The sequence below is a fragment of the Lysobacter sp. 1R34A genome, assembly GCF_051217035.1.
Lineage (GTDB): Bacteria > Pseudomonadota > Gammaproteobacteria > Xanthomonadales > Xanthomonadaceae > Lysobacter.
Map to the genome: position 1 here is coordinate 73,587 of NZ_JBPKJP010000003.1, position 18,858 is coordinate 92,444.

The following is an 18,858-nucleotide window of genomic DNA, read 5'->3' on the forward strand; positions in this document are numbered from 1 at the left end:
TTGGCGGGCGGTTGCATCGCGTCGAGGCGAGCGGCTGCGGCTTGGGCCGGCCTGAGTTGCGCCGCCTAAGGGTGGGAGCGGCGCGAGCCACGACCATGGCCTACGCCTGCAACATGCACAATGCCGAGGCGGCGTCGCAACCCACTTGCGTCGTGACCCAATACCGATTCGCACGAATTCCGTGACATTCGTCGCGCCGGTTTTTTGATGCGGCGCATCTCGGGTTCACCGCTTCGTCATGCGCATAGCCGGCGGCTATCGCAGCTATCGAATAAAACGATTTAACCCGCCCGCGTACGAGGTCTAGCCTCGGAGGGAGCGCCGTGTCCGCGGTGCCGGCAGCGACGCCTTCCACTATCAGGGAGCAAGACCATGAGCCAGCAGAAGTCTCCACGGCTTCGGCCACTGTGGCTGTTATGCGCATGCGCGCTCGGCGTGTCCGGCATCGCGCTGGCGGCCGATCCGCCGAGCAGCTACATGCCGGTGGTGATCAAGGAAACCTTCGCCGCGATCAAGTCGCGGATGGAACGCGACAAGCCGGCGGTGATGCAGCGCCATCGCAGCCTGCTCGAGCAACGCTACGATTTGGGCAACAAGCCGGTGCGCGGCGTGACCATGTCGGGCGGCAAGCCGGTGCAGGGCGGGGTGCGCGCGCGGCTGCCGGCGGGCACCACCTGGGAAGAGCTCGGCGCGATGAGCCCGGAACAGATCCGCGAGCGCGGGCTGTTTCCGGCCGGGTTCCTGCCGCTGCCGCATCCGAATCATGCCGAAGGCGGCATGGTGTTTCCGCAATTCCACATCGATGCGATCAAGCGCGCCGAACAGCGCGACCTGACCCGCTTCGACCTGGATTTCGACCTGCCCGATCATCTGCTGCCGGATTTTCCGGCGCCGATCTTCCTGACCACGCGGCCCGACCTCGGCGATGTCTCCAAGGGCCAGTTGGTGACGATCAACAACTACTTCGAGCTGTTCAACGGGGTGTTGAACCCCAAGCAACTCGAAGGCCTGCGCCTGCTGGTGACGCCGTTCGCGCAGCAACAGTTCAATCAGACCGAGGACCGGCGTTCGGCCTTGCCGAGCCGCGGCATCGCCTGCCTGGACTGTCACAGCAACGGCCATTCGGTCGCGGCGACGCACCTGGTCGGCGACATCCGGCCGCAGCCGTTCCGGCACCGCATCGACACCCCGACCTTGCGCGGCGTCAACATCCAGCGTCTGTTCGGTTCGCAGCGGGCCTTGAAGTCGGTCGAGGACTTCACCGAGTTCGAGCAGCGCGCCGCGTATTTCGACGGCGACCCGGTGATCGCGACCAAGAAGGGCATCAACATCCTCGATCGCGGCCACCAGGTGCACGCGATGGGCGAGTTCCAGGCGCTGCTGGATTTCCCGCCGGCGCCGAAGCTCGATCTGTTCGGCCGCCTCAAGCCCGATGCCGGCGAGGCCGAGAAGCGCGGCGAGGCGCTGTTCTTCGGCAAGGCGCAGTGTTCGGCCTGCCACACGCCGCCGTATTACACCGACAACAGCATGCATAACCTGCGGGTCGAGCGCTTCTTCAAGCCGCACATGATCAACGGCCGCTTCGCCAGCGCCGACGGGCCGATCAAGACCTTCCCGCTGCGCGGCATCAAGGATTCGCCGCCGTACCTGCACGACGGTCGGCTGTTGACCCTGGAGGACACGGTGGAGTTCTTCAACGTCGTGTTGCAGACGCGGCTGGAGAAACAGGAGAAGGAAGACCTGGTCGCGTTCTTGCGCCAGTTGTGATCGGGCGCAGAGCGTCGGCAGCCCGGCCGGAGGCGGATGATAGGGGTCGCCGGTGCGGGCTGCGACGCTCTGCACAGGCAACAAACGCGGAGTCGGCGCGGTTGTGAATCCGCCGCGTTCAACGACGGCGCGCGGCGCGATGCCGCGCGTCGCCGGTCATGGGTGCGCAGATCCTTCGCGACGAGATCGTTCGTGCGACGACCGTCCGGGCCGCAGCCGCGGCCTCAGCGCCGGTAGCGATTGCTGCTGCCGTCCGGGCGCAGGGTTTCCAGTGCGGCGACTCGGCCGTCGCGGTCGCGCTCGAAGCGCACGCGCAGGCTCGGGTCGCCGACGACGTAGAACAGGTCGCGCTCCAGCGCCGCAAGCGGCTGCTGCGGGCGTTTGCCGTTGCGCAGATACAGGCGGCCGGCCTCGGCTTCGACGCGCATGCGATCGTATTGGCCGGTGTAGTCGGCGTGGACCAGGGCCGGTGCGGAGGCCGACTCGGCGCGCACCGCATCGAGCGCCCAGCGCGTATCGGCCGCATCGCCGCCACGCAGGCCTTGCTTGAGCAGGCTTTCCAGGGCCAGCGTCTGCGCTGTGCGCAAGGCCTCGCGTTGCGGTACGGCGACGTCGGGCGCGATGCCGCTGCCCTCCCAGTTGCGATGGGTGATCGGGCTGGTCGGCGAACCGGTCGCGACGAACACGCTGAAGCCGTTGCCGGCGTCGATCTCGGCCCCGGGATTGGCGGCGCCGGCGCTGGTCTCGCCGATCACCGTCGCGCGGCCGACGTTCCTGAGCGTATACACCAGGGCCTCGGCGGCCGAAGCGGTGCGCGGGCTGGTCAACAGGTACAGGGGCACGTCCAGCCGCGGCGTCGGGTACCAGTCCGACGGTGCCTCGGAGGTGCTTTCGATGCGATCGCCGTCGCGCCAGCGGAAACGGCTATAGATGTCGGCGCCTTTCGGGGTGAAGGCGCTGACCAGATAACCGACCGAGGCCGGCGAGCCGCCGCCGTTGTCGCGCAGGTCGATGATCAGCGCATCGGTGGAGGCCAGCAATTGCAGCGCCGCCTCAAGCGCGACGCGCGCCGGCGCGCGCGGTTCGCCGAAGCGGAAGTCGGCGAACTCCTTGAGGTCCAGATAGCCCAGGTTGCCGGGCAGGATCTCGACCCGATGCACGCCGTAATTGCGGCGGCGCGCGTAGTCCACGGGTTCGGCGAGGTTCGGTCCCGCTCCGATGCGCACGCGCGGCGCCGGGCCGGGGCCCGGGCGCGAACCCGGACGGGCCGCCTGCGCAGGCCCTCGCTGTTCGGGCGCCAGCCAATTGACCCGGAAATGGCCGTCGTGGGACTTGATGCGCTCGGTCAGGGCGGTGGCTAGGTCGCGCGGGTCGGTGTAGCGGTCGAACTCGCCCTGGGCCGCGGCCCGGCGCAGGCTGTCGCCGATCTGCGCCGCGCGCTCGACGTCGTAGTAATGGTCCTGGATGCTGCGGGCGACGTCGGCGACGGTGTCGCGCGGCGTCGCCGCGGCGGCATGGGCGGTGCCCGAGAGGCACAACAGCGAGAGCGGAACGAGCAGGCAATGAATCAGACGCTGGGCGATGCGCATGAGGGTCTCCGGAGTAGGCCGCCGCGACGCAGGGTTGCGCTGCGGCGGACGGCGAGGGGCCATGTCTGCGTGGATGCTGCCGGGCGCCGATGCGTCGCAGGCCGGGCCCGCGACGCTTGCCGCCGCCCCCGCTCAGGCGAAGCCGCTGCTGACGTCGGTGTACCAGGTGCTCGACCCGGGCATGATCGGGATCGATTTGAGCTCCTTGGGTTTGACGCTGCCGCCGCCGAAATCGACGGTGGTCAGGTCGACCATCTGCAGGCTGCTGTTGAAGGCGCTGCTGAAGTAATAGGCGAAGTTGCTGTGATCGCGCACCACCTGCCACATCGTCCAGTCGCCGACGGTGGGGTGGATGGACGGCGGCTTCGCTTTGATCAGGGCCGTGCCGTAAGGCGTGGCCTGGATCATCTGCACCATCTGCATGGCGACGTTGACGACGGTCTGGCTGCTGTCGGTGGCGCCGGCCTTGGGCGCGGTCGGCAACCAGCCGGCGCCGTCGGAGGGCAGCAAGTGGAAGCCCTTGCGGAAGGTCGCGGCCTTGACGAAGCGCGAGGCCGACATGATGTCGCCGGGCAGGCCGAGCAGGCCGCTGCCGACCGGCGGGCCGGCCTTGGCCGAGGTCGAGGTGCCGTTGCCTTCGACCCTGAGGTGGTCGTAGCTGGCCAGGTTGGTGCGCTGCCAATCGTAGGGCGGCGCATTGGTCAGCACGCCGTCGCTGGTGGCGCCGTTGTCGTAGTCGGGCGGATAAATGTTGGTGGCGCCGTCGATGAATTCGATGACGACGCTAGCGCCGCTGGAGTCGGTGACTATGAAGTGCAGCGGCAGGTAAGTCTTGGCAGTGCTCGGCGGGCCGACGATCTCGACATTGGGCAGAGCCAGGAGCAAGTCGGCGACGCTGGAGAACTGGCTCATCGCCCAGGCGCCGAGATCGGAGAATTCCAGGGCGTCGTGGGCGCCGCCGTGAGCGCTCGGGTATTGCGTGCCCGGCAACCACAGCGCCGCGCAGGACAAGCCGACTTCGTTGATGCCGTCGACGAAGCAGGCGAATTCCGGCATCGACTGCGGGTCGGCGATGCCGACGAAACCGTAGGTGCCCGTCCACGAGTGCGACCGGTTGGAGAACAGGGGGAACTGCTGTTGCGCGGGGACGCGGTACAGGTTGCTCGCCAGCGTGCCGGTGAGTTCCATGCAGCGCGCGGAGAGGTATTGCACGGTATTGCTGGAGGCCGGGACGGCCGGAACGCCGAGCAGGAAATTGGTGCACATGGTGATCTCCTTGGCCATGAGCTGAGCGGATGGATGATCGGATCGCATGGGTCGCCCGACCGTCGCGACCTTCGCAGGCGAAGGCCGGCGGCCTTCGTGCGGCTCTTGTACTTCGCGATGAGGCCCGCGGTTGCGACAAGCCGCGCAGAATCGACGGTCGCGGCTGCAGGCCGGCGACCGCTCGTCGTCCGGTCGCATCGTGCCCATCCCGGCGGGGCCGCTCGGCGGCGATCGCGCCCGCGGCGGGCGCAACCGTTGCTTTCGGCACTCGCGTACGGTTTTAGCGCCGTGCACGATCGCGGCATGCCGAACCGCGCCGTCTTTCTCGTCCGTCCCGCCAGGCCCGAGGCCGCATGAGCTCGCAGCTCTCGCAACCCTGGTTGTTGTTCGCCGCGCTCCTCAACGCGCTGGCGGCCTTGGCCCATGTCGCGGTGATCTTCGGCGGCGGGGCCTGGTACCGCTTCTTCGGCGCCGGCGAAGCCATGGCGCGCATGGCCGAGGCCGGCCGCTCGTATCCGGCCGTGCTTACCGCCTGCATCGCGCTGGTGCTGGCGATCTGGAGCGGTTATGCGTTGTCGGGCTCGGGCCTGGTCGCGCCGTGGCCCTGGGCCAGGCCGGCGCTGTGCGCGATCACCGCGGTGTATCTGCTGCGCGGGCTCGCGGTCGTGCCGATGGCGGTGGCCTCGGTGCCGCAGCCGGCGACCCCGTTCTGGTACTGGAGCTCGGCGATCTGCTTCGCGATCGGCCTGGTCCACCTGGTCGGATTGGTCGGCGCCTGGCGCAGCCTCTGAGCCGCGCGGTCGGCCGATCTCTGCGCTGCCGCACAGGTCCGGCCCGGGTTTGCGTTTAGGCTGGGCGCCGAGACGGCAGGCGAGGGCTGTATGCGATGAACCGAGCGACGGATCGAGCGACAGATCGAATCACGGACCGAACCACGGGTCGTGCCACTGTTCTTGGCGTTCGACGGGCGACGGTAGGGCTGCTCGGCTGGTGTCTGGCGGCGATACTGCTCTCAGCGGGCACGACCGCCGTCGCCGCGGACTCAACAGCGGACCCGGCAGCGGCGTCGCACGGCGCCGGCCAGCGCATCGATTACAGCGAAGTCTGGCCGGATTATCGGCAGCGGCAAGCGCGCGTGCCGCTGCGCTACGAAAGCCTCGGCAACACGCCGCTGGAAGGCGTGGAGAAACGCAGCTTTCGCCTGGCGTCGCAGCGCTGGCCCGAAAGCGGCGGCGCCGTCCCGCCGGAATGGACGCATCGGGTCGATATCTATATTCCCGAGGTGGCGCGGCCGAAGTCGGCCCTGCTGGCGATCAACAACGGCAGCAACCGCGCCAACGGCAACGACCCGGTGCGGCCGCCGAGCGATTTCGACGAAGCCCTGGCGCTCGAAGTCGCGCGCAGCACCCACACCATCGTGGTCTCGGTGTCGGACGTGCCGAACCAGTACCTGACCCTGCCCGCAGAGACGGTCGCGAAGAAAGAGGACGTGCTGGTCGCCGCGACCTGGCGCCGCTTCCTCGACGAGCCGGCCGCCGACACGACCTTGCCGCTGCACCTGCCGATGGCCGAAAGCGCGGTCAAGGCGATGGACCTGGCAGAACGCGAACTGCGTGGTTGGCGGGTGCGTTCGTTCGTCGTCACCGGCGCCTCCAAGCGCGCCTGGGCCGCATGGCTGACCGCGATCGGCGACCCGCGCGTGGAGGCGATCGTGTCCTATGTCATCGACATGCGCATCGAGGCCCTGATCGAACACATCAATCGCAGCTACGGCGGCGGCTGGCCGATCGCCTTGCAGCCCTATCACCAGGAAGGCATCACCACGCGCTACCGGCAGCCCGGGTTCGACGACCTGATGAAGATCGAGGACCCTTACGCCTATCTGCGCACCCGGCATCGCCAGCGCCTGCGCATCCCGAAGTACCTGGTCAGCGCCAGCGGCGACGATTTCTTTCCGCCCGACGCGCAGCGCCTGTATCTCGACGATCTCCCCGGCGCCACCAGCCTGCGCGCGGCGCCGAACGCCGATCACGGCGGCGTGCGCCGGCACATGCGCGAAACCCTGATCCCGGCCCTGCAACGCTGGGGGCGCAACGAATCCCTGCCGAGCGTGCGTGCGCGTCTGGCCCGGCGCGGCGGCCAGTTGCGGCTCAGCGCGCGGACCTCTGAGCGGCCGGTCAGCGCCAGGCTGTGGGTCGCCGACAATCCGAACGGCCGCGATTTCCGCTACGCCTGCGGCATCCGTTATCGCGAATCGCCGTTGACCCCGACGCGCAACGGCGCCGACGCCGTTTTGATCCAGCCCGCGTCGGGCTGGTCGGCGGCCTTCGTCGAATTCGCCTTCGCCGACGGCTTCGTCGCCACCACGCCGGTGCACGTGTATCCGGAAACGACCTTTCCGCAGCGACCGCCGCCGAACGGCAGCGGCGCGTGTTCGATGGTGCCGCAATAGCGCCGCACTGCTGCGCCGCGTCGATGGCGTCTCGCAAGCGCGGTTCTTCCGGCGCCGCAAGGTCCGGCCGCGCGCGTCAGCGGCGGCCGGACCCGGCATCGATCAGGACGCGGCGGCGATCAACAGGTGAGGTTGTTGCCCGGCGGCACGCCGAGGATCGCGGCGAAATTGCGGTAGTAGGCGCCGCGGTTGAGCATCTGCTGGTGGCCCACGCCGCTGGCGTTGCATTCGATGCCGCCGTTGATCGCGCGGATGGTCTCGCCGAACGCGCGCAGATTGACCATCGCCTGGTGCGGTGTGTTGCTGGCGCCGCCGCGCTGGGTCATCCAGTACCACAGCGCGGTCTGCCAGGCGATCGCGGCATTGGTCGCGACCAGGTCCGGGTTGTTTAGCAGGTCCAGGCCGAGCGCGTTGCCGGCGGCGGCGTAGTTGTAGTTCCAACTGAGCTGGATCGGCCCGCGGCCGTAGTACTGCTTGTTGCCGCAGGTGCCGGCCGGCGCGCAGTAATGGTTCCAGTTGGCCTGGTTGAGTTCTCGGATGTGCACCAGCCCGCCGGTTTCCTGGTTGACGTTGGCGAGGAAGGCCGCGGCTTCCTGGCGGGCGATGGTGTCGCCGCCTTCGTGGGCGAAATTCGGATACGACTTGATCGCCGCGACCAGGCCGGCATAGGTGTAGAAGGGATTGCGGTTCGGGAACATCTGGTTGAACTGGGCCTGGGTGACGATGAAGCCGCCGCCGCCCGGCGGGCTGGTGTCGTCGCAACTGGTCGGCTGCCAGTACCAGGTGCTGATGGTCGGGTCGGTGCCGTCGCTGCCGTTGCTGCCGACGTTGACCAGCTTGTAGTACCGGCCGTCGGGCAGATATTTCACGACGGTGCCGAGCGGGTAGTTGATGCCGCGGCTCCAGTCGACATAGCTGCAGGCGGCGCTGGGCCCGGCCTGCGCAATTTCGCTCCTTGCGGCGGACAGGTCCTGTGGCGCTGCCTGCGGTGCGGCGAAAACGCTGTGGGCGCAGAGCAGGGCGGCGACGGCCCAGGCGCTGCGGTGGGGCTTGCCGCGAATCGCGGTCGGGTGGGGCACGGTCGGGTGGGGTGCGTTCATACGTATCCTCGGTTGTGGACTCTCGGTCCCCCCGGGGTACGCACGCGGTCGATCCGGATGCGAGGCGTTGGATGCGGCTTGCTTATGGTTATGGGCGCTGCCTCGGTCGGGCGCCGTCGCTGCGGCCGGTGCGATAGCCGGCCGTTCCCGGGTCAGGCAGGGGCCGGTCAAGGCCGCGTGCGGGTGGCGACGGTCGCGAGCGACCTGCGACCGACTGTAACGGTGCGGTCGCCGGCGAATCCGGGACGCGGTCGCGAAACGCGGCCAGGCCCGGCCGGCGCTCGTGCGCGAGCGGCCGAGGCGCGACCGCGGTCCCACTTGCGTTGCGATGCGGCAACCGTTCCGGGCCGTCGCGGGGTATAAAGCGGTCGGGGCGGCCAAGGCCCGGCCGATCGATACGGGCCGTCCTCACTGCACGAGGTGATGCGATGAAACGTGGCGCAAATGCAGTTCGCGCGGTTGCCGCAGTTCTCTGCGCGGCGATGTTGACGACGGCGCTGAGCGCCTGCGACGGCCAGGCCGAGCGCGAAGCGGCGCAGAAACCCGCGCGCGCCGGCGTGCCGATCGACCGCAACGCAACCGCCGAACGCTTGGCGAAGATGCGCGGCCAGGCGATCGCCGGCGACCAGGTCGCCCTGCACCAGAACGTCGAGGCGCTCGATCGCGACCTGCGCCGCGCGATCCGCCTGGTCGACCCGGCCCGCCGGATCGATCGCGAGAATGCGCGCATCGCGGCCAAGAGCGTGGCCGGCGTGCGTTCGGCGGTGTGGGTCGACGACGAAAACCTGTTGGCCATCGTCGACCGCAACGGCCAGCGCAGCTACGGCACCATCGATGCGATCTGCACCCGGCTCGAGCCGATGGGCGACACCCTCGGCGTGGTGGTCAATCTGCAGAGCGGCGCGGCCCAGACCGGCGACGAACTGGAAATCCTCAGTCGCAACTGCCAGCTCAAGCCCGGCGAACGCGCGGTGGCGCAGGCGCACCGGCAGATCGACGTGCTGCCGCCGGACGTGCGCGCCCAGCATCGCGCGAATGCCGACGCCGCCCTCAGCGGCCCGGACCGCAGCGGCGAGCGCGAGGAAAGCCAGCGCATCATCGAGGCCAGCACGCCGGAGCTGTAAACCGCCTAGTCGCGCGCGACGGCGCTCCTGGCCGGTCGGCGCCGATCATCCGCCGGGCCGTGGTTTCGAGCCGGCCGCCGGAGTGAGACGGCGTGCGTGTTCGCGGCGCCGCTTTGACCGACAATGGCCGCCTTACCCACGGGAGGTGATGCATGATCCAGCGATTCGACGTCGGCGCGCGTTTGTCGGAAATGGCGATCCATAACGGCGTCGCCTACCTGGCCGGACAGGTGCCCGACAGCGAGGACCTCGACATCGCCGGGCAGACCAGCGAAACCCTGGCTTCGATCGATGCCTTGCTCGCGCGCGCCGGTACCGACAAGACCCGCATACTGATGGCGCAGATCTTCCTGGCCGACATGGAGGATTTCGCCGGCATGAACGCAGTGTGGGACCGCTGGGTCGCGCCCGGGCACACGCCGCCGCGCGCGACCGTGCAGGCGCCGCTGGCCAATCCGAAATTCCGCGTCGAAATCGTGGTGACCGCCGCGCTGTAAGCGGCGGCTCGCTCGCGACCCTCGCCGCCATCGCGCGGCGCGGTCGCCATTCGAATCAGGGGGCGCCCGGCCCTGCGCCGGCCGCACCTGCTTCGGCCTGCTCGCGTTTGCGCGCCGCTTCCATGAAAGCCATCAGCAGGGGCCGTCCCGGCAACAGGTCGGGAAAACGCTGGTCGTGGAATTCCGGGTGCCATTGCACGCCGACCACGAAGCCGCTGCCGGCGCTGCGGATGCATTCGGGAATGCCGTCTTCCGACCAAGCTTCCACTTCCAGGCCCTCGCCGAGGCTCTTGATGCCCTGGTGGTGGATCGAATTGACCTGGGCCTGCGCTCGCGCCTGCGGGTACAGCTCGGCGAACCAGCCGCCTTCGCGGATCCGCAGCGAGTGCGCGTGCTCGTCGTAGCGCGCCGGAATGTAGTGCTGGCTGCGGGTGGCGCCGCCGTCGACCAGGTCCTGGTACAGGTTGCCGCCGTGGGCGACGTTGATCAACTGCATGCCGCGGCAGATGCCGAGCACCGGTTTGCCGGCCTCAATGAAGGCGCGCAGCAGGTTCAACTCGAAGCGGTCGCGCTCCGGATCGGTCGTCATCAGCATTTCGCTGGGACGCTCGCCATAGGCCTGCGGGTCGATGTCGGCGCCGCCCTGCAGGATCAGGCCGTCGAGCGAACGGGCGTAATCGCGCACCGACAAGTCGGTGGCCTGCACCTCGCCGAGCGCGTCGACGGTCGGGATCATCACCACCAGCGCACCGCTCGACATGACCCAGTGCGCCATCGATTGTTCGAGGTATTGCAGGGTCTTGTTGCGGAAACCGTACGACGGCGGCAGGTTGCGCATCAGCCGCGGCGACAGGCCGATCAGCAGTTTGCGGGCGGGCGCGGGCATGGCGGGTTCTCGGTCGTGGGCGGGCATCGTCGCAGCCTCAGGCAGCGGGTACGGTAGTGTGCAGCAGCCAGTCGACCACCGCCTTCAGCGCCGCCGTGCGGCTGGCGCCGCCGTCGCGTTGCTGGCGGTACAGCGCCAGCTGCGCATGCGCGCTGGTGCCGCGCGCCAGGATGTCGTCGATCGAGGCCAGGGCCTCGACGCAGTCCAGCGCCTGCGCGTCCTCGCGGCACAGCTCGCGCAGGCGTTGCAACTGGGCCAGGGCCGGTTCGGTGTTGCCGCGTTCGTCGATGAACTCGGCTTGCAGGCCGAAGCGCTTGGCGCGCCAGCGGTTCTCGTCGATGATCCGGCGCACGCCGGCGTTGCAGGCCGGCGCCTGTGCCGGATGCATGACCAGATGGCGCATCAGGCAGCGGTACAGGGCCGCGATCGCCAGGCTGTCGTCCAGGCGGGTGCAGGCATCGGCGATGCGCAACTCGACGGTCGGATAGTTCGGCGAGGGCCGGATCGCCCACCACAGCGAACTCGCATCGGCGATCGCGCCGGCGCGCACCAGCACCGCGGCGAAGGCGTCGTAGTCGGCCTCGCTTTCGAAGAAATCCGGAATGCCGGTGCGCGGCCACTCGTCGTACATCGCCTGGCGGTAACTCATCAGGCCGGTGCGCAGGCGGTCCCAGAACGGCGACGAGGTCGACAGCGCCAGCAACAGCGGCAGCCACGGCATCGCCCGATTCATCACCTGGACCCGGTCGACATCGTCGGGCAGTTGCACGTGCACGTGCAGGCCGCAGACCAGGCTGCGCCGGGCGACGATCTGGAAGTCCTCGACCAGTTGCCGGTAGCGCGGCTTGTCGGTTTCGGTCTGTTCGCGCCAAAGTCCCAACGGATGAGTGCCGGCGGCGAGCAGGGCGAGACCGTGTTCGTGGGCCAGTGCCGACAGACCGCGGCGCAGCTCGCCGAGTTGGCGCCGGGCCTGGCCGATGTCGCACAGGATCGGCGAGGCGATCTCGATCTGCGCCTGCAGCAGTTCGCTTTCGATCGATTCGCCGAACTCGGCGCGGGCCCGCTTCCACAACCGCGGCGGCACCTGCGAGGCCAGCAATCGGGATTCCGGGCGGACCAGGAAGAATTCTTCCTCGATGCCGAAACTGTAATCGCACTGCGCGCTCATCGCGGATCATTCCGCGACTGCGACCGGATCGATGTCGTCATGCGCCCAAGGTAGCGCCCCGGATGTAAGCGCGAGTTGAAGACAGGCGGCCGGCGCGCGGCCGCCTGTGTCGGGACTACGTGCGCGGGCTTACTTCAAGGGCAGGCAGATCGCGGTCTTCCATTCGGCCGGCGGCAGGCTCGAGGGGTCGTTGAGGTATTCCTCGTACACCGGCGCGTCGCCGGCTTCCTCGAAGCTCGCCGGCAACCATTGGCAGAACAGCCAGTCGTAGGCGCGGTGCAACTCGTTGTAGGGGCCGGTGTGCACGACCACGGCATGGCGACCGCCGGCGATCTCGACCCAGCGCATGCCTTCGCCGAGTTCGATGCCGCCGGGCGCGGTCAGGCAGGCGTCCGAACGCAATTGCTCCTGCGGGGTGTCGGCCGGGCTGTCGTAATAGATACCGAGGTAACGCGTGTCCTGATGCATCAGCCCGCGCGGGCCGGCCCAGGCGTACAAGGCGTTGAAGGTGTCGCCGATGGTCTGGTAATCGCCGGTGTGCGGCAGGGCGACGGTGCGGATCGGGGCGAGGGTGGCGATTTCGGCGCTGTACATCAGGCTCTCCAGGGTCGGGTCGAAGGCTGCGCGCGACAACGCGGGCAGGGCGGCACGACGCTTGCGGAACGCCGCCGGCGCACAGGCGTAGGTGGCGCCGAATGCGCGGGTGAATGCGGCCACGCTGCCGTAGCCGGCGCGGCTGGCGATCTGGCCGATGCTGTGTTCGCTGGTCAGCAGATCGTTGGCGGCGCGATGCAGGCGCAGCCGGCGCTGGGTGCTGGCAATGGTCTCGCCCATCAGGCCGTGATAGACCCGGTGGAAATGGAACGGCGAGAAATGCCCGGCTTCGGCGAGCTGCGCCAGCGTCAGCGGCTGGTCGAGCCGGCTCGACATGAAGGCGACGACCTTCTCGATGCGGGCGCTGTAGTGGTCGAAGGTGCTGCTGCGGTTCAAGCGGGGCTCCGGTGGCGTCGTGCTGCGCCAGTGTGGGCCGGCGGACTTGATCCAGGTTGCGGATTTGCCGGAAGCGCCGAGCTCGCGGCAGCGGTGGGCGCGACGGGCAAGGTGGCGAGGCGCCGCCTGCGGTGCGGTTGCGCATCGCTGGCGCAGGACATTGCCATGCGGCGAAGGGAGTGGCCAGCCAGGCCGTAATTGGCGTGCGTGCGGTGGCCGGCCACGGCGAAGCTCGCGCGCCTTTGATGGTTGCCGGGGAAAGTCCGCGTGGGCATGACCTCCGCACCGGCATCGGTGCGGAGGCGCGACGAGGCTCTGCCCAGCTCGTCGTCCGGCGATTACAGCTCGTCGATGGTGACCGCAGTGACCGGGCGGGTGGCGTTGACGCTGATGACCGAGGGGCTGGCCGTGGCTTCCACGCGCACCGCGACCAAACCGAGGCCGCCGACCGACACGCTGCCGCCAAGTTCGAGCAGCGCCGGCTGGTGCGTGACCAGCACGTTGCGGCTGCCGACGCCGGCCGCCCTGGACTGATTGAGGATCAGCGAGCCGCCGACCGGTACGGCGATCGGAATGCCGAGTACGGTCAGGCGCAAAGTCGCGCCGATCGGCACGGTGAAGTCGCGCGGCAGCGGCGAGGGCAGGTCGACGATGTCGCCGCCGCCCAGGCGCACCCGCGCGACCGTGGTGCCGGCCTGGCAGTGCAGGCGGGTGCTGCCGGACAGCGAATCGCAGGACAGCGAGCCGCGCACGCCTTCGGCGGTGACGATGTCCTGGATCAAGCTCACTCCGGCGGCTTCGGACGCGCCATCGAGCGCGGTCGCCCCGGTCGCCAGCGTGTAGTCGGCGCTTTGATGGGCGGCGGCGAGTTTGATCACGTCGACGATGCCGAGCAGCCCGAGTTCGATGTCGGCGACCGAATTGTCGTCGCTGCCGGCGCTGCTGCGTTGGGCTTGGCCGACGCAGGACAGCGGCAGGGTGGTGGAGAGGCCGAGCACGCTGACCGTCACGCTGCCGCCGACGCCGCAGGCGCGGACCGCCGCGCTCGACACTTCGCTGCTTTGCGCGGCGGCCTGTTGCGCGAACAAGCCCAGACTCAGGGCGCAGGCGAGGGCGCCCAGGCGAGCGGTCCGGATCGCCGGATAAACATGCTGATTCATGGTGATTCCCCTAGCGTTGGATGAAGACGCGGATGGCGTCGCGGCGACGCGCGGTGCGGCGCCTTCGACGGCGGACGCCGTCCTTTCATGACGGCGGTCTATCCCCCCGAACCAAAGCGCGGCCTGGCTTTGCGCCAGTGCCTTTCGAGTGTGCGGCCGGGTCGGAACCTAGTGCTTGTGCGCCAATGTCGGCACGTCCGGTGGCCGGGCAACGTCTCCGGCCGATCCGTCGCGCGACCGCATCCGGGCTCGGCGCCTCGGCCCTGAACGCCGCTGCGCCGCACTGGATGCGCGCTCAGAGTAGGAAAGCGGGCCGGCGCGAAACCATGATGCGAAGCGCAATAGCCGGCGGGCTTAAGTCCGCTTTGCTGTTCTGCGATCAGGTCGGCGCTTCGATCGTGCGCGCGCCGCGCCGGCCGGTCTGCGACGCTTGCGCATCGCGCCTACGGTTTCGCAGCGATATCCCATGCGGGCGCGTCCGGCAAACCGGAACATCGCTGCATTTGTTGCCGCTGCGGCAGCGATGTTTCCGCAACAGACAAAAACGCGCGCTCAGCCGAAACCGACGCGCTCGCTGTCGCTCAGGGCCGGCACGGTGGCGCGCCCGGTCGCCGCCGATGCCACCGCCGCTTCCAGCACCGCCATCACCGCGATCGCCTGCGCCGGCGTCACCGGGTTCTGGCCGTGGCCGAGCAGCGCATCGCGCACCGCCATGTAGTAGCGGCGCTGGTCGCCGGCCGGCGTCGGCAGACGGCGGCAGCCGTCGGCGTCGTGCAGGATCAGCTCGTCCTCGTCGCGCCCCCAGTCGGCCGCACCCGGGCGCAGGCCGGACAGCAGTTGCGCTTCCTGCCGGTCGGCCAGGGTCTTGACCACGCTGCCGCGGGTGCCATGCACCAGGAAACGCGGACTGCCGCCGGCGGCGAGCATGCTGCCGTGCAGGATCACCCGGCGCGTGCCGTATTCGAGCACCGCATGCGCCCAGTCGCTGACCTGCGCGCCCGCGCGCTGGGTCGCCAGGCTGGCGATCACCCGCTCGGGCAGCCCGAACAGATGCAGGGCCTGGTCGACCAGATGCGGGCCGAGGTCCCACCACAGCCCGCTGCCCGGGCCGGCCTGTTCGCGCCAGCGCTCGCGCACCTGCGGCCGGTAGCGGTCGATATGCGATTCGAAATGCGCGACCTCGCCGATCAAGCCGTCGTCGATGACCTGCCTGATGCCGAGATAATCGCTGTCCCAGCGCCGGTTCTGGAATACCGACAGCAGGCGGCCCTGGTCTGCGGCCAGTGCGGACAGCTCGCGCGCCTCGGCCAGGTCGAGGGTGAAGGGCTTGTCGACCACCACGTGCTTGCCGGCGCAGAGCGCGGCGCGGGCGAGCGGGGCGTGGCTGTCGTTCGGCGTGGCGACGACCACCAGGTCGGCCCGGCCATCGGTGGCCGCGGCGAACGGGTCGGCGAGCACCGCGACGTCGGCGTGGTCGGCCTGGACCTTGCCGGCATCGCGCGAGCCGACCACGCTCAGGCGCAGGCCCGGCGTCGCCGCGATCAAGGGCGCGTGGAAGGTCCCGCCGGCGAAGCCGTAACCGATCAGGGCGACGCGGATGGGGGATTCGCTCATGGGCGGGACTCGTGCGGGGGATGGCGACACCTTGCCGGATCGGCGCGCACGGGACCACTGGGCGTTCTGGCTGGAGGGTGTGCGCCCCGTGTGCGCAGGCCATGCCGGAGTCGGCTGTCCGCGCCTGGCAATGCTGCTCCCTGCGGGCGCCCGGATCGGGTAACAATTCACCGGTCCCCAAGCTGGAACACGCAATGAGCGCAGCAGCACCGGCGTCCGCCAATTCTCCGTCCCGCGTGCTGTTCGCCAGCCTGATCGGCACCACCATCGAATTCTTCGACTTCTACATCTATGCCACCGCGGCGGTGCTGGTGTTCCCGAAGTTGTTCTTCCCCTCGGCCGACCCTGCCTCGGCGACCCTGCAATCGCTGGCGACCTTCGCCCTGGCGTTCTTCGCCCGGCCGGTCGGTTCGGCGGTGTTCGGCCACTTCGGCGACCGCATCGGCCGCAAGGCCACCCTGGTCGCGGCGCTGCTGACCATGGGCCTGTCGACGGTGGCGATCGGCCTGTTGCCGACACACCAGAGCATCGGGATCGCCGCGCCGATCCTGCTGGCGCTGTGCCGTTTCGGTCAGGGCCTCGGGCTCGGCGGCGAATGGGGCGGCGCGGTGTTGCTGGCGACCGAGAACGCGCCGCCGGGCAAGCGCGCCTGGTACGGCATGTTTCCGCAGCTCGGCGCGCCGATCGGGTTTTTCCTGTCGACCGGCATCTTCCTGGTGCTGACCGACAGCATGGGCGACGAGGCCTTCTTCGCCTGGGGATGGCGGGTGCCGTTCCTGGCCAGCGCGGTGCTGGTGTTCGTCGGCCTGTGGGTGCGGCTGCGGATCAGCGAGACCCCGGCGTTCCAGCGCGCGATCGACCATCACGAGCGCGTGCGCCTGCCGATGTTCGAGGTACTGGTCAAGCATCCCGGCGCCTTGGTCGCCGGCACCTTCGCCGCGCTCGCGACCTTCGTGCTGTTCTATCTCATGACGGTGTTCGCGCTGAGCTGGGGCACCTCGCAGTTGGGCTACTCGCGCGAGCAGTTCCTGCAACTGCAGCTGGGCGGCGTGCTCTGTTTCGCCGCGACCATCCCGTTGTCGGCGATGTTCGCCGATCGCCGCGGCCGGCGCCTGGCGATGATCCTGTCGACCGTGGCGATCATGCTGTTCGGCATCGGCTTCGCGCCCTTGTTCGCCAGCGGCAGCGCCTGGGGCACCCTGCTGTTCCTCGGCCTGGGCCTGGGCATCATGGGCCTGACCTACGGGCCGCTCGGCACCATCCTCGCCGAGATGTTCCCGACCCCGGTGCGATACACCGGCGCCTCGCTGGCGTTCAACCTGGCTGGGATCTTCGGCGCCTCGCTGGCGCCCTATATCGCGACCTGGCTCGCCGGCCGCTACGGTCTGGCCTACGTCGGTTATTACCTCGCCGGCGCCGCGGCGCTGACCTTGATCGCGTTGATGGCGGTGCGCGAGGAGCGCAGCGGGGTCTGATCCGGACTCGACGACGGACGCCGGGCGCGGTCACCCGGCCGGCCGGAGCGATTCGGTGCGCTTGCGCGTCTTCGCCGTCGCTTCGGCGGCGCGCGGCTGGCCCAGATAGCCGAACACCGCGTGCAGCACGCGCCTTTGCAGCGGCGCGGCCTCGGTTTCGCCGCGTTCCCCAGCGGCATCGACGAGACTGCGGACGATGGCGATGGCGTCCAGGGCGAGCAGCTCGGCCGAGGTGGCGCCGTCGCCGGCGACGGCCGGCGCGTCGGGCCGTCGCAGCAGGCCGAGCACGCAGGCCTGCGCGGCGCGGTCGACCTGCAGATCGCGATCGCGCATCGGCAGCCGCCGCTCCTCGAAATCCAGCAGTCTCGCCAAGGCCGGCCGGTGCAACTGATGGGCGATCGCCGCGCGTACCAGGGCGACGACGCCGTCGGCATAGCTCGCATGGTTCGGCACCGCGGCCAGATCGGCGAGCAGGGTGGCGGTCTCGCGGTCGATGAGCGCCGCCGTCAACGCGTCCTTGTTGGGGAAGTACTGGTACAGCGAGCCGATGCTGACGCCGGCGCGCTCGGCGACGGCGTTGGTGTTGTACGCCGGCAGGCCGCCGCGCTCGAGAATGCGAGCCGCCGCTTCCAGGATCGCCGCAACGGTCTCGGCGGCGCGGCTTTGGCTGGGCTTTTTACGGGGTTTGAGGCTGATTTTGCGGCGCGGCGAAGGCATGGCGAATGCGAGTAGTTAATGTGAGCAATCGCTCATATTGTGTTCCCACTTTCCCCGCAACGCCAACGAGAACCTCATGAGCGAACGACAAGAGACTTTTCCCCTGACCGTATTCATGCTGGTCAAGACCCAGCCGGAATGGCTCGGGTTCGACATCGACACCCGGTTTCGCTTGCTCGAAGAATGGGTCGTCCCGATCCTGCGCAAGCACCGCGACGAGGTCAGCCTGCGCTTCTACGACATCGAGTTCTACAGCGCCCGAGTCACCGATCTGTGGCAATGGCAGGCGCGCAGCCACCACGCCTACGAACTCGTGGTCGAGGCGCTGCGCGAAACGCCGTTCTGGGATCGCTATTTCTCGATCGTCGAGATCCTGCCGGGCGTCGAGAACGCCTATGCGAGCAATTACGGCCGCGCGCCGCTCGCGGCCTGAGCATCGCTGTCGTCGGATCCCGGTGCGGCGCCGCTGGCGCGCTTGGTCGCGGCTTCGAGTTCGAGCTGGGTCAGGTACAGGCGCAGGTCGAACTCGTGCTGGTGATAGTCCGGGTCCATGTGCGCACACAGCTGGTAGAACGGCTTGTCGTGGTCGCGGTGTTTCAAGTGGGCCAGCTCGTGCACCGCGATCATCTCGAGGAATTCGGCCGGCGCATCGCGGAACAGGGTGGCGATGCGGATCTCGCGCGCGGCCTTGAGCCGACCGCCCTGGACCCGCGAGATCGCGGTATGGGTGCCCAATGCATGCCGCACCACGTGCAGCTTGTTGTCGTAGATCACCTTGTTGAGCGGGTCGCTCTTGCGCATGTAGCGGTCCTTGATCTCGACCACGTACTCGAACAGGGCCTTGTCGTCGCGCACCTGGTGGCGGCTGCCGTAGCGGTTGCGCAGCACTTCGCCCAGGCGCCCGCTGTCGATCAGCGCACGCACCTGGTCGAGTACGCGCTCGTTGTAGCCGCGCAGGTAGCGAAGGTCGTCCATGCGCCAACGATACGGCAAACCCGTCTTGGCTCGCGAGACGGGGGTGCGGGGCGCTGCGGCGCCGGTGCTGAATTGGGA

General features: G+C 69.0%; 16 protein-coding genes and 1 pseudogene. 7 read left to right on the forward strand and 10 right to left on the reverse strand.

Annotation, left to right across the window (positions count from 1 at the left end):
• The first annotated feature begins 435 nt into the window (after positions 1–435).
• Positions 436–1,767: a hypothetical protein gene (locus tag ACSAMQ_RS02205; protein ID WP_435394078.1), complete on the forward strand. Its 1,332-nt coding sequence runs from the start codon at positions 436–438 to the stop codon at positions 1,765–1,767.
• 224 nt (positions 1,768–1,991) lie between these two features.
• Here the strand turns inward: ACSAMQ_RS02205 and ACSAMQ_RS02210 are convergent, their stop codons facing one another.
• Together ACSAMQ_RS02210 and ACSAMQ_RS02215 are read right to left on the reverse strand one after the other, a co-directional pair.
• Positions 1,992–3,356 (reverse strand): S41 family peptidase, encoded by a 1,365-nt coding sequence (locus tag ACSAMQ_RS02210; RefSeq protein WP_435394079.1) that lies wholly within the window; start codon positions 3,354–3,356, stop codon positions 1,992–1,994.
• A 132-nt stretch (positions 3,357–3,488) separates the two neighbouring features.
• Positions 3,489–4,622 carry a linear amide C-N hydrolase gene (locus ACSAMQ_RS02215; protein WP_435394080.1) on the reverse strand — a complete coding sequence of 378 codons (1,134 nt, stop codon included), beginning with the start codon at positions 4,620–4,622 and terminating at the stop codon, positions 3,489–3,491.
• A 353-nt stretch (positions 4,623–4,975) separates the two neighbouring features.
• On the opposite strand from ACSAMQ_RS02215, the gene ACSAMQ_RS02220 reads away from it, so the two are divergent.
• Together ACSAMQ_RS02220 and ACSAMQ_RS02225 are read left to right on the forward strand one after the other, a co-directional pair.
• Positions 4,976–5,413: a hypothetical protein gene (locus ACSAMQ_RS02220; protein WP_435394081.1), complete on the forward strand. Its 438-nt coding sequence runs from the start codon at positions 4,976–4,978 to the stop codon at positions 5,411–5,413.
• Positions 5,414–5,508: 95 nt separating this feature from the next.
• Complete coding sequence (locus ACSAMQ_RS02225) at positions 5,509–7,074, forward strand: PhoPQ-activated pathogenicity-related family protein (protein ID WP_435394082.1); 1,566 nt, start codon at positions 5,509–5,511, stop codon at positions 7,072–7,074.
• Between the two features lie 119 nt (positions 7,075–7,193).
• Here ACSAMQ_RS02225 and ACSAMQ_RS02230 read toward each other — a convergent pair whose 3' ends face one another.
• On the reverse strand, positions 7,194–8,174 hold the full coding sequence (locus ACSAMQ_RS02230; RefSeq protein ID WP_435394083.1) for a chitinase: 981 nt from the start codon (positions 8,172–8,174) through the stop codon (positions 7,194–7,196).
• A 482-nt stretch (positions 8,175–8,656) separates the two neighbouring features.
• Between ACSAMQ_RS02230 and ACSAMQ_RS02235 the strand changes: the two genes are divergently transcribed.
• Positions 8,657–9,298 carry a hypothetical protein gene (locus tag ACSAMQ_RS02235; protein WP_435394084.1) on the forward strand — a complete coding sequence of 214 codons (642 nt, stop codon included), beginning with the start codon at positions 8,657–8,659 and terminating at the stop codon, positions 9,296–9,298.
• A 152-nt stretch (positions 9,299–9,450) separates the two neighbouring features.
• Positions 9,451–9,795 (forward strand): RidA family protein, encoded by a 345-nt coding sequence (locus ACSAMQ_RS02240; protein ID WP_435394085.1) that lies wholly within the window; start codon positions 9,451–9,453, stop codon positions 9,793–9,795.
• A 55-nt stretch (positions 9,796–9,850) separates the two neighbouring features.
• Here ACSAMQ_RS02240 and ACSAMQ_RS02245 read toward each other — a convergent pair whose 3' ends face one another.
• The 5 genes from ACSAMQ_RS02245 to ACSAMQ_RS02265 form a co-directional block, all read right to left on the reverse strand.
• Positions 9,851–10,681 (reverse strand): gamma-glutamyl-gamma-aminobutyrate hydrolase family protein, encoded by an 831-nt coding sequence (locus tag ACSAMQ_RS02245; RefSeq protein WP_435394086.1) that lies wholly within the window; start codon positions 10,679–10,681, stop codon positions 9,851–9,853.
• 37 nt (positions 10,682–10,718) lie between these two features.
• On the reverse strand, positions 10,719–11,849 hold the full coding sequence (locus ACSAMQ_RS02250) for a carboxylate-amine ligase (protein WP_435394087.1): 1,131 nt from the start codon (positions 11,847–11,849) through the stop codon (positions 10,719–10,721).
• 129 nt (positions 11,850–11,978) lie between these two features.
• Positions 11,979–12,839 carry an AraC family transcriptional regulator gene (locus ACSAMQ_RS02255; RefSeq protein ID WP_435394088.1) on the reverse strand — a complete coding sequence of 287 codons (861 nt, stop codon included), beginning with the start codon at positions 12,837–12,839 and terminating at the stop codon, positions 11,979–11,981.
• 338 nt (positions 12,840–13,177) lie between these two features.
• A complete protein-coding gene (locus ACSAMQ_RS02260) occupies positions 13,178–13,999 on the reverse strand; it encodes a hypothetical protein (RefSeq protein ID WP_435394089.1) in 822 nt (273 codons plus the stop codon).
• Positions 14,000–14,551: 552 nt separating this feature from the next.
• Positions 14,552–15,613, reverse strand: a complete 1,062-nt coding sequence (locus tag ACSAMQ_RS02265; protein ID WP_435394090.1) for an oxidoreductase — start codon at positions 15,611–15,613, stop codon at positions 14,552–14,554.
• Positions 15,614–15,807: 194 nt separating this feature from the next.
• Here ACSAMQ_RS02265 and ACSAMQ_RS02270 point away from each other — a divergent pair, with 194 nt between their 5' ends.
• The gene (locus ACSAMQ_RS02270) at positions 15,808–17,088 is read left to right on the forward strand and encodes an MFS transporter (protein WP_435394091.1); all 1,281 of its coding nucleotides are present in this window, start codon (positions 15,808–15,810) and stop codon (positions 17,086–17,088) included.
• A 30-nt stretch (positions 17,089–17,118) separates the two neighbouring features.
• Here ACSAMQ_RS02270 and ACSAMQ_RS02275 read toward each other — a convergent pair whose 3' ends face one another.
• Entirely contained in the window at positions 17,119–17,805 is a 687-nt protein-coding gene (locus tag ACSAMQ_RS02275) for a TetR/AcrR family transcriptional regulator (protein ID WP_435394092.1), read from the reverse strand.
• 76 nt (positions 17,806–17,881) lie between these two features.
• On the opposite strand from ACSAMQ_RS02275, the gene ACSAMQ_RS02280 reads away from it, so the two are divergent.
• Positions 17,882–18,238 carry a darcynin family protein gene (locus ACSAMQ_RS02280; RefSeq protein WP_435394093.1) on the forward strand — a complete coding sequence of 119 codons (357 nt, stop codon included), beginning with the start codon at positions 17,882–17,884 and terminating at the stop codon, positions 18,236–18,238.
• A gap of 50 nt (positions 18,239–18,288) precedes the next feature.
• On the opposite strand, the pseudogene ACSAMQ_RS02285 reads toward ACSAMQ_RS02280, so the two are convergent.
• Positions 18,289–18,780, reverse strand: a pseudogene (locus ACSAMQ_RS02285) (YgjP-like metallopeptidase domain-containing protein); the annotation flags it as partial.
• Positions 18,781–18,858 lie beyond the last annotated feature (78 nt).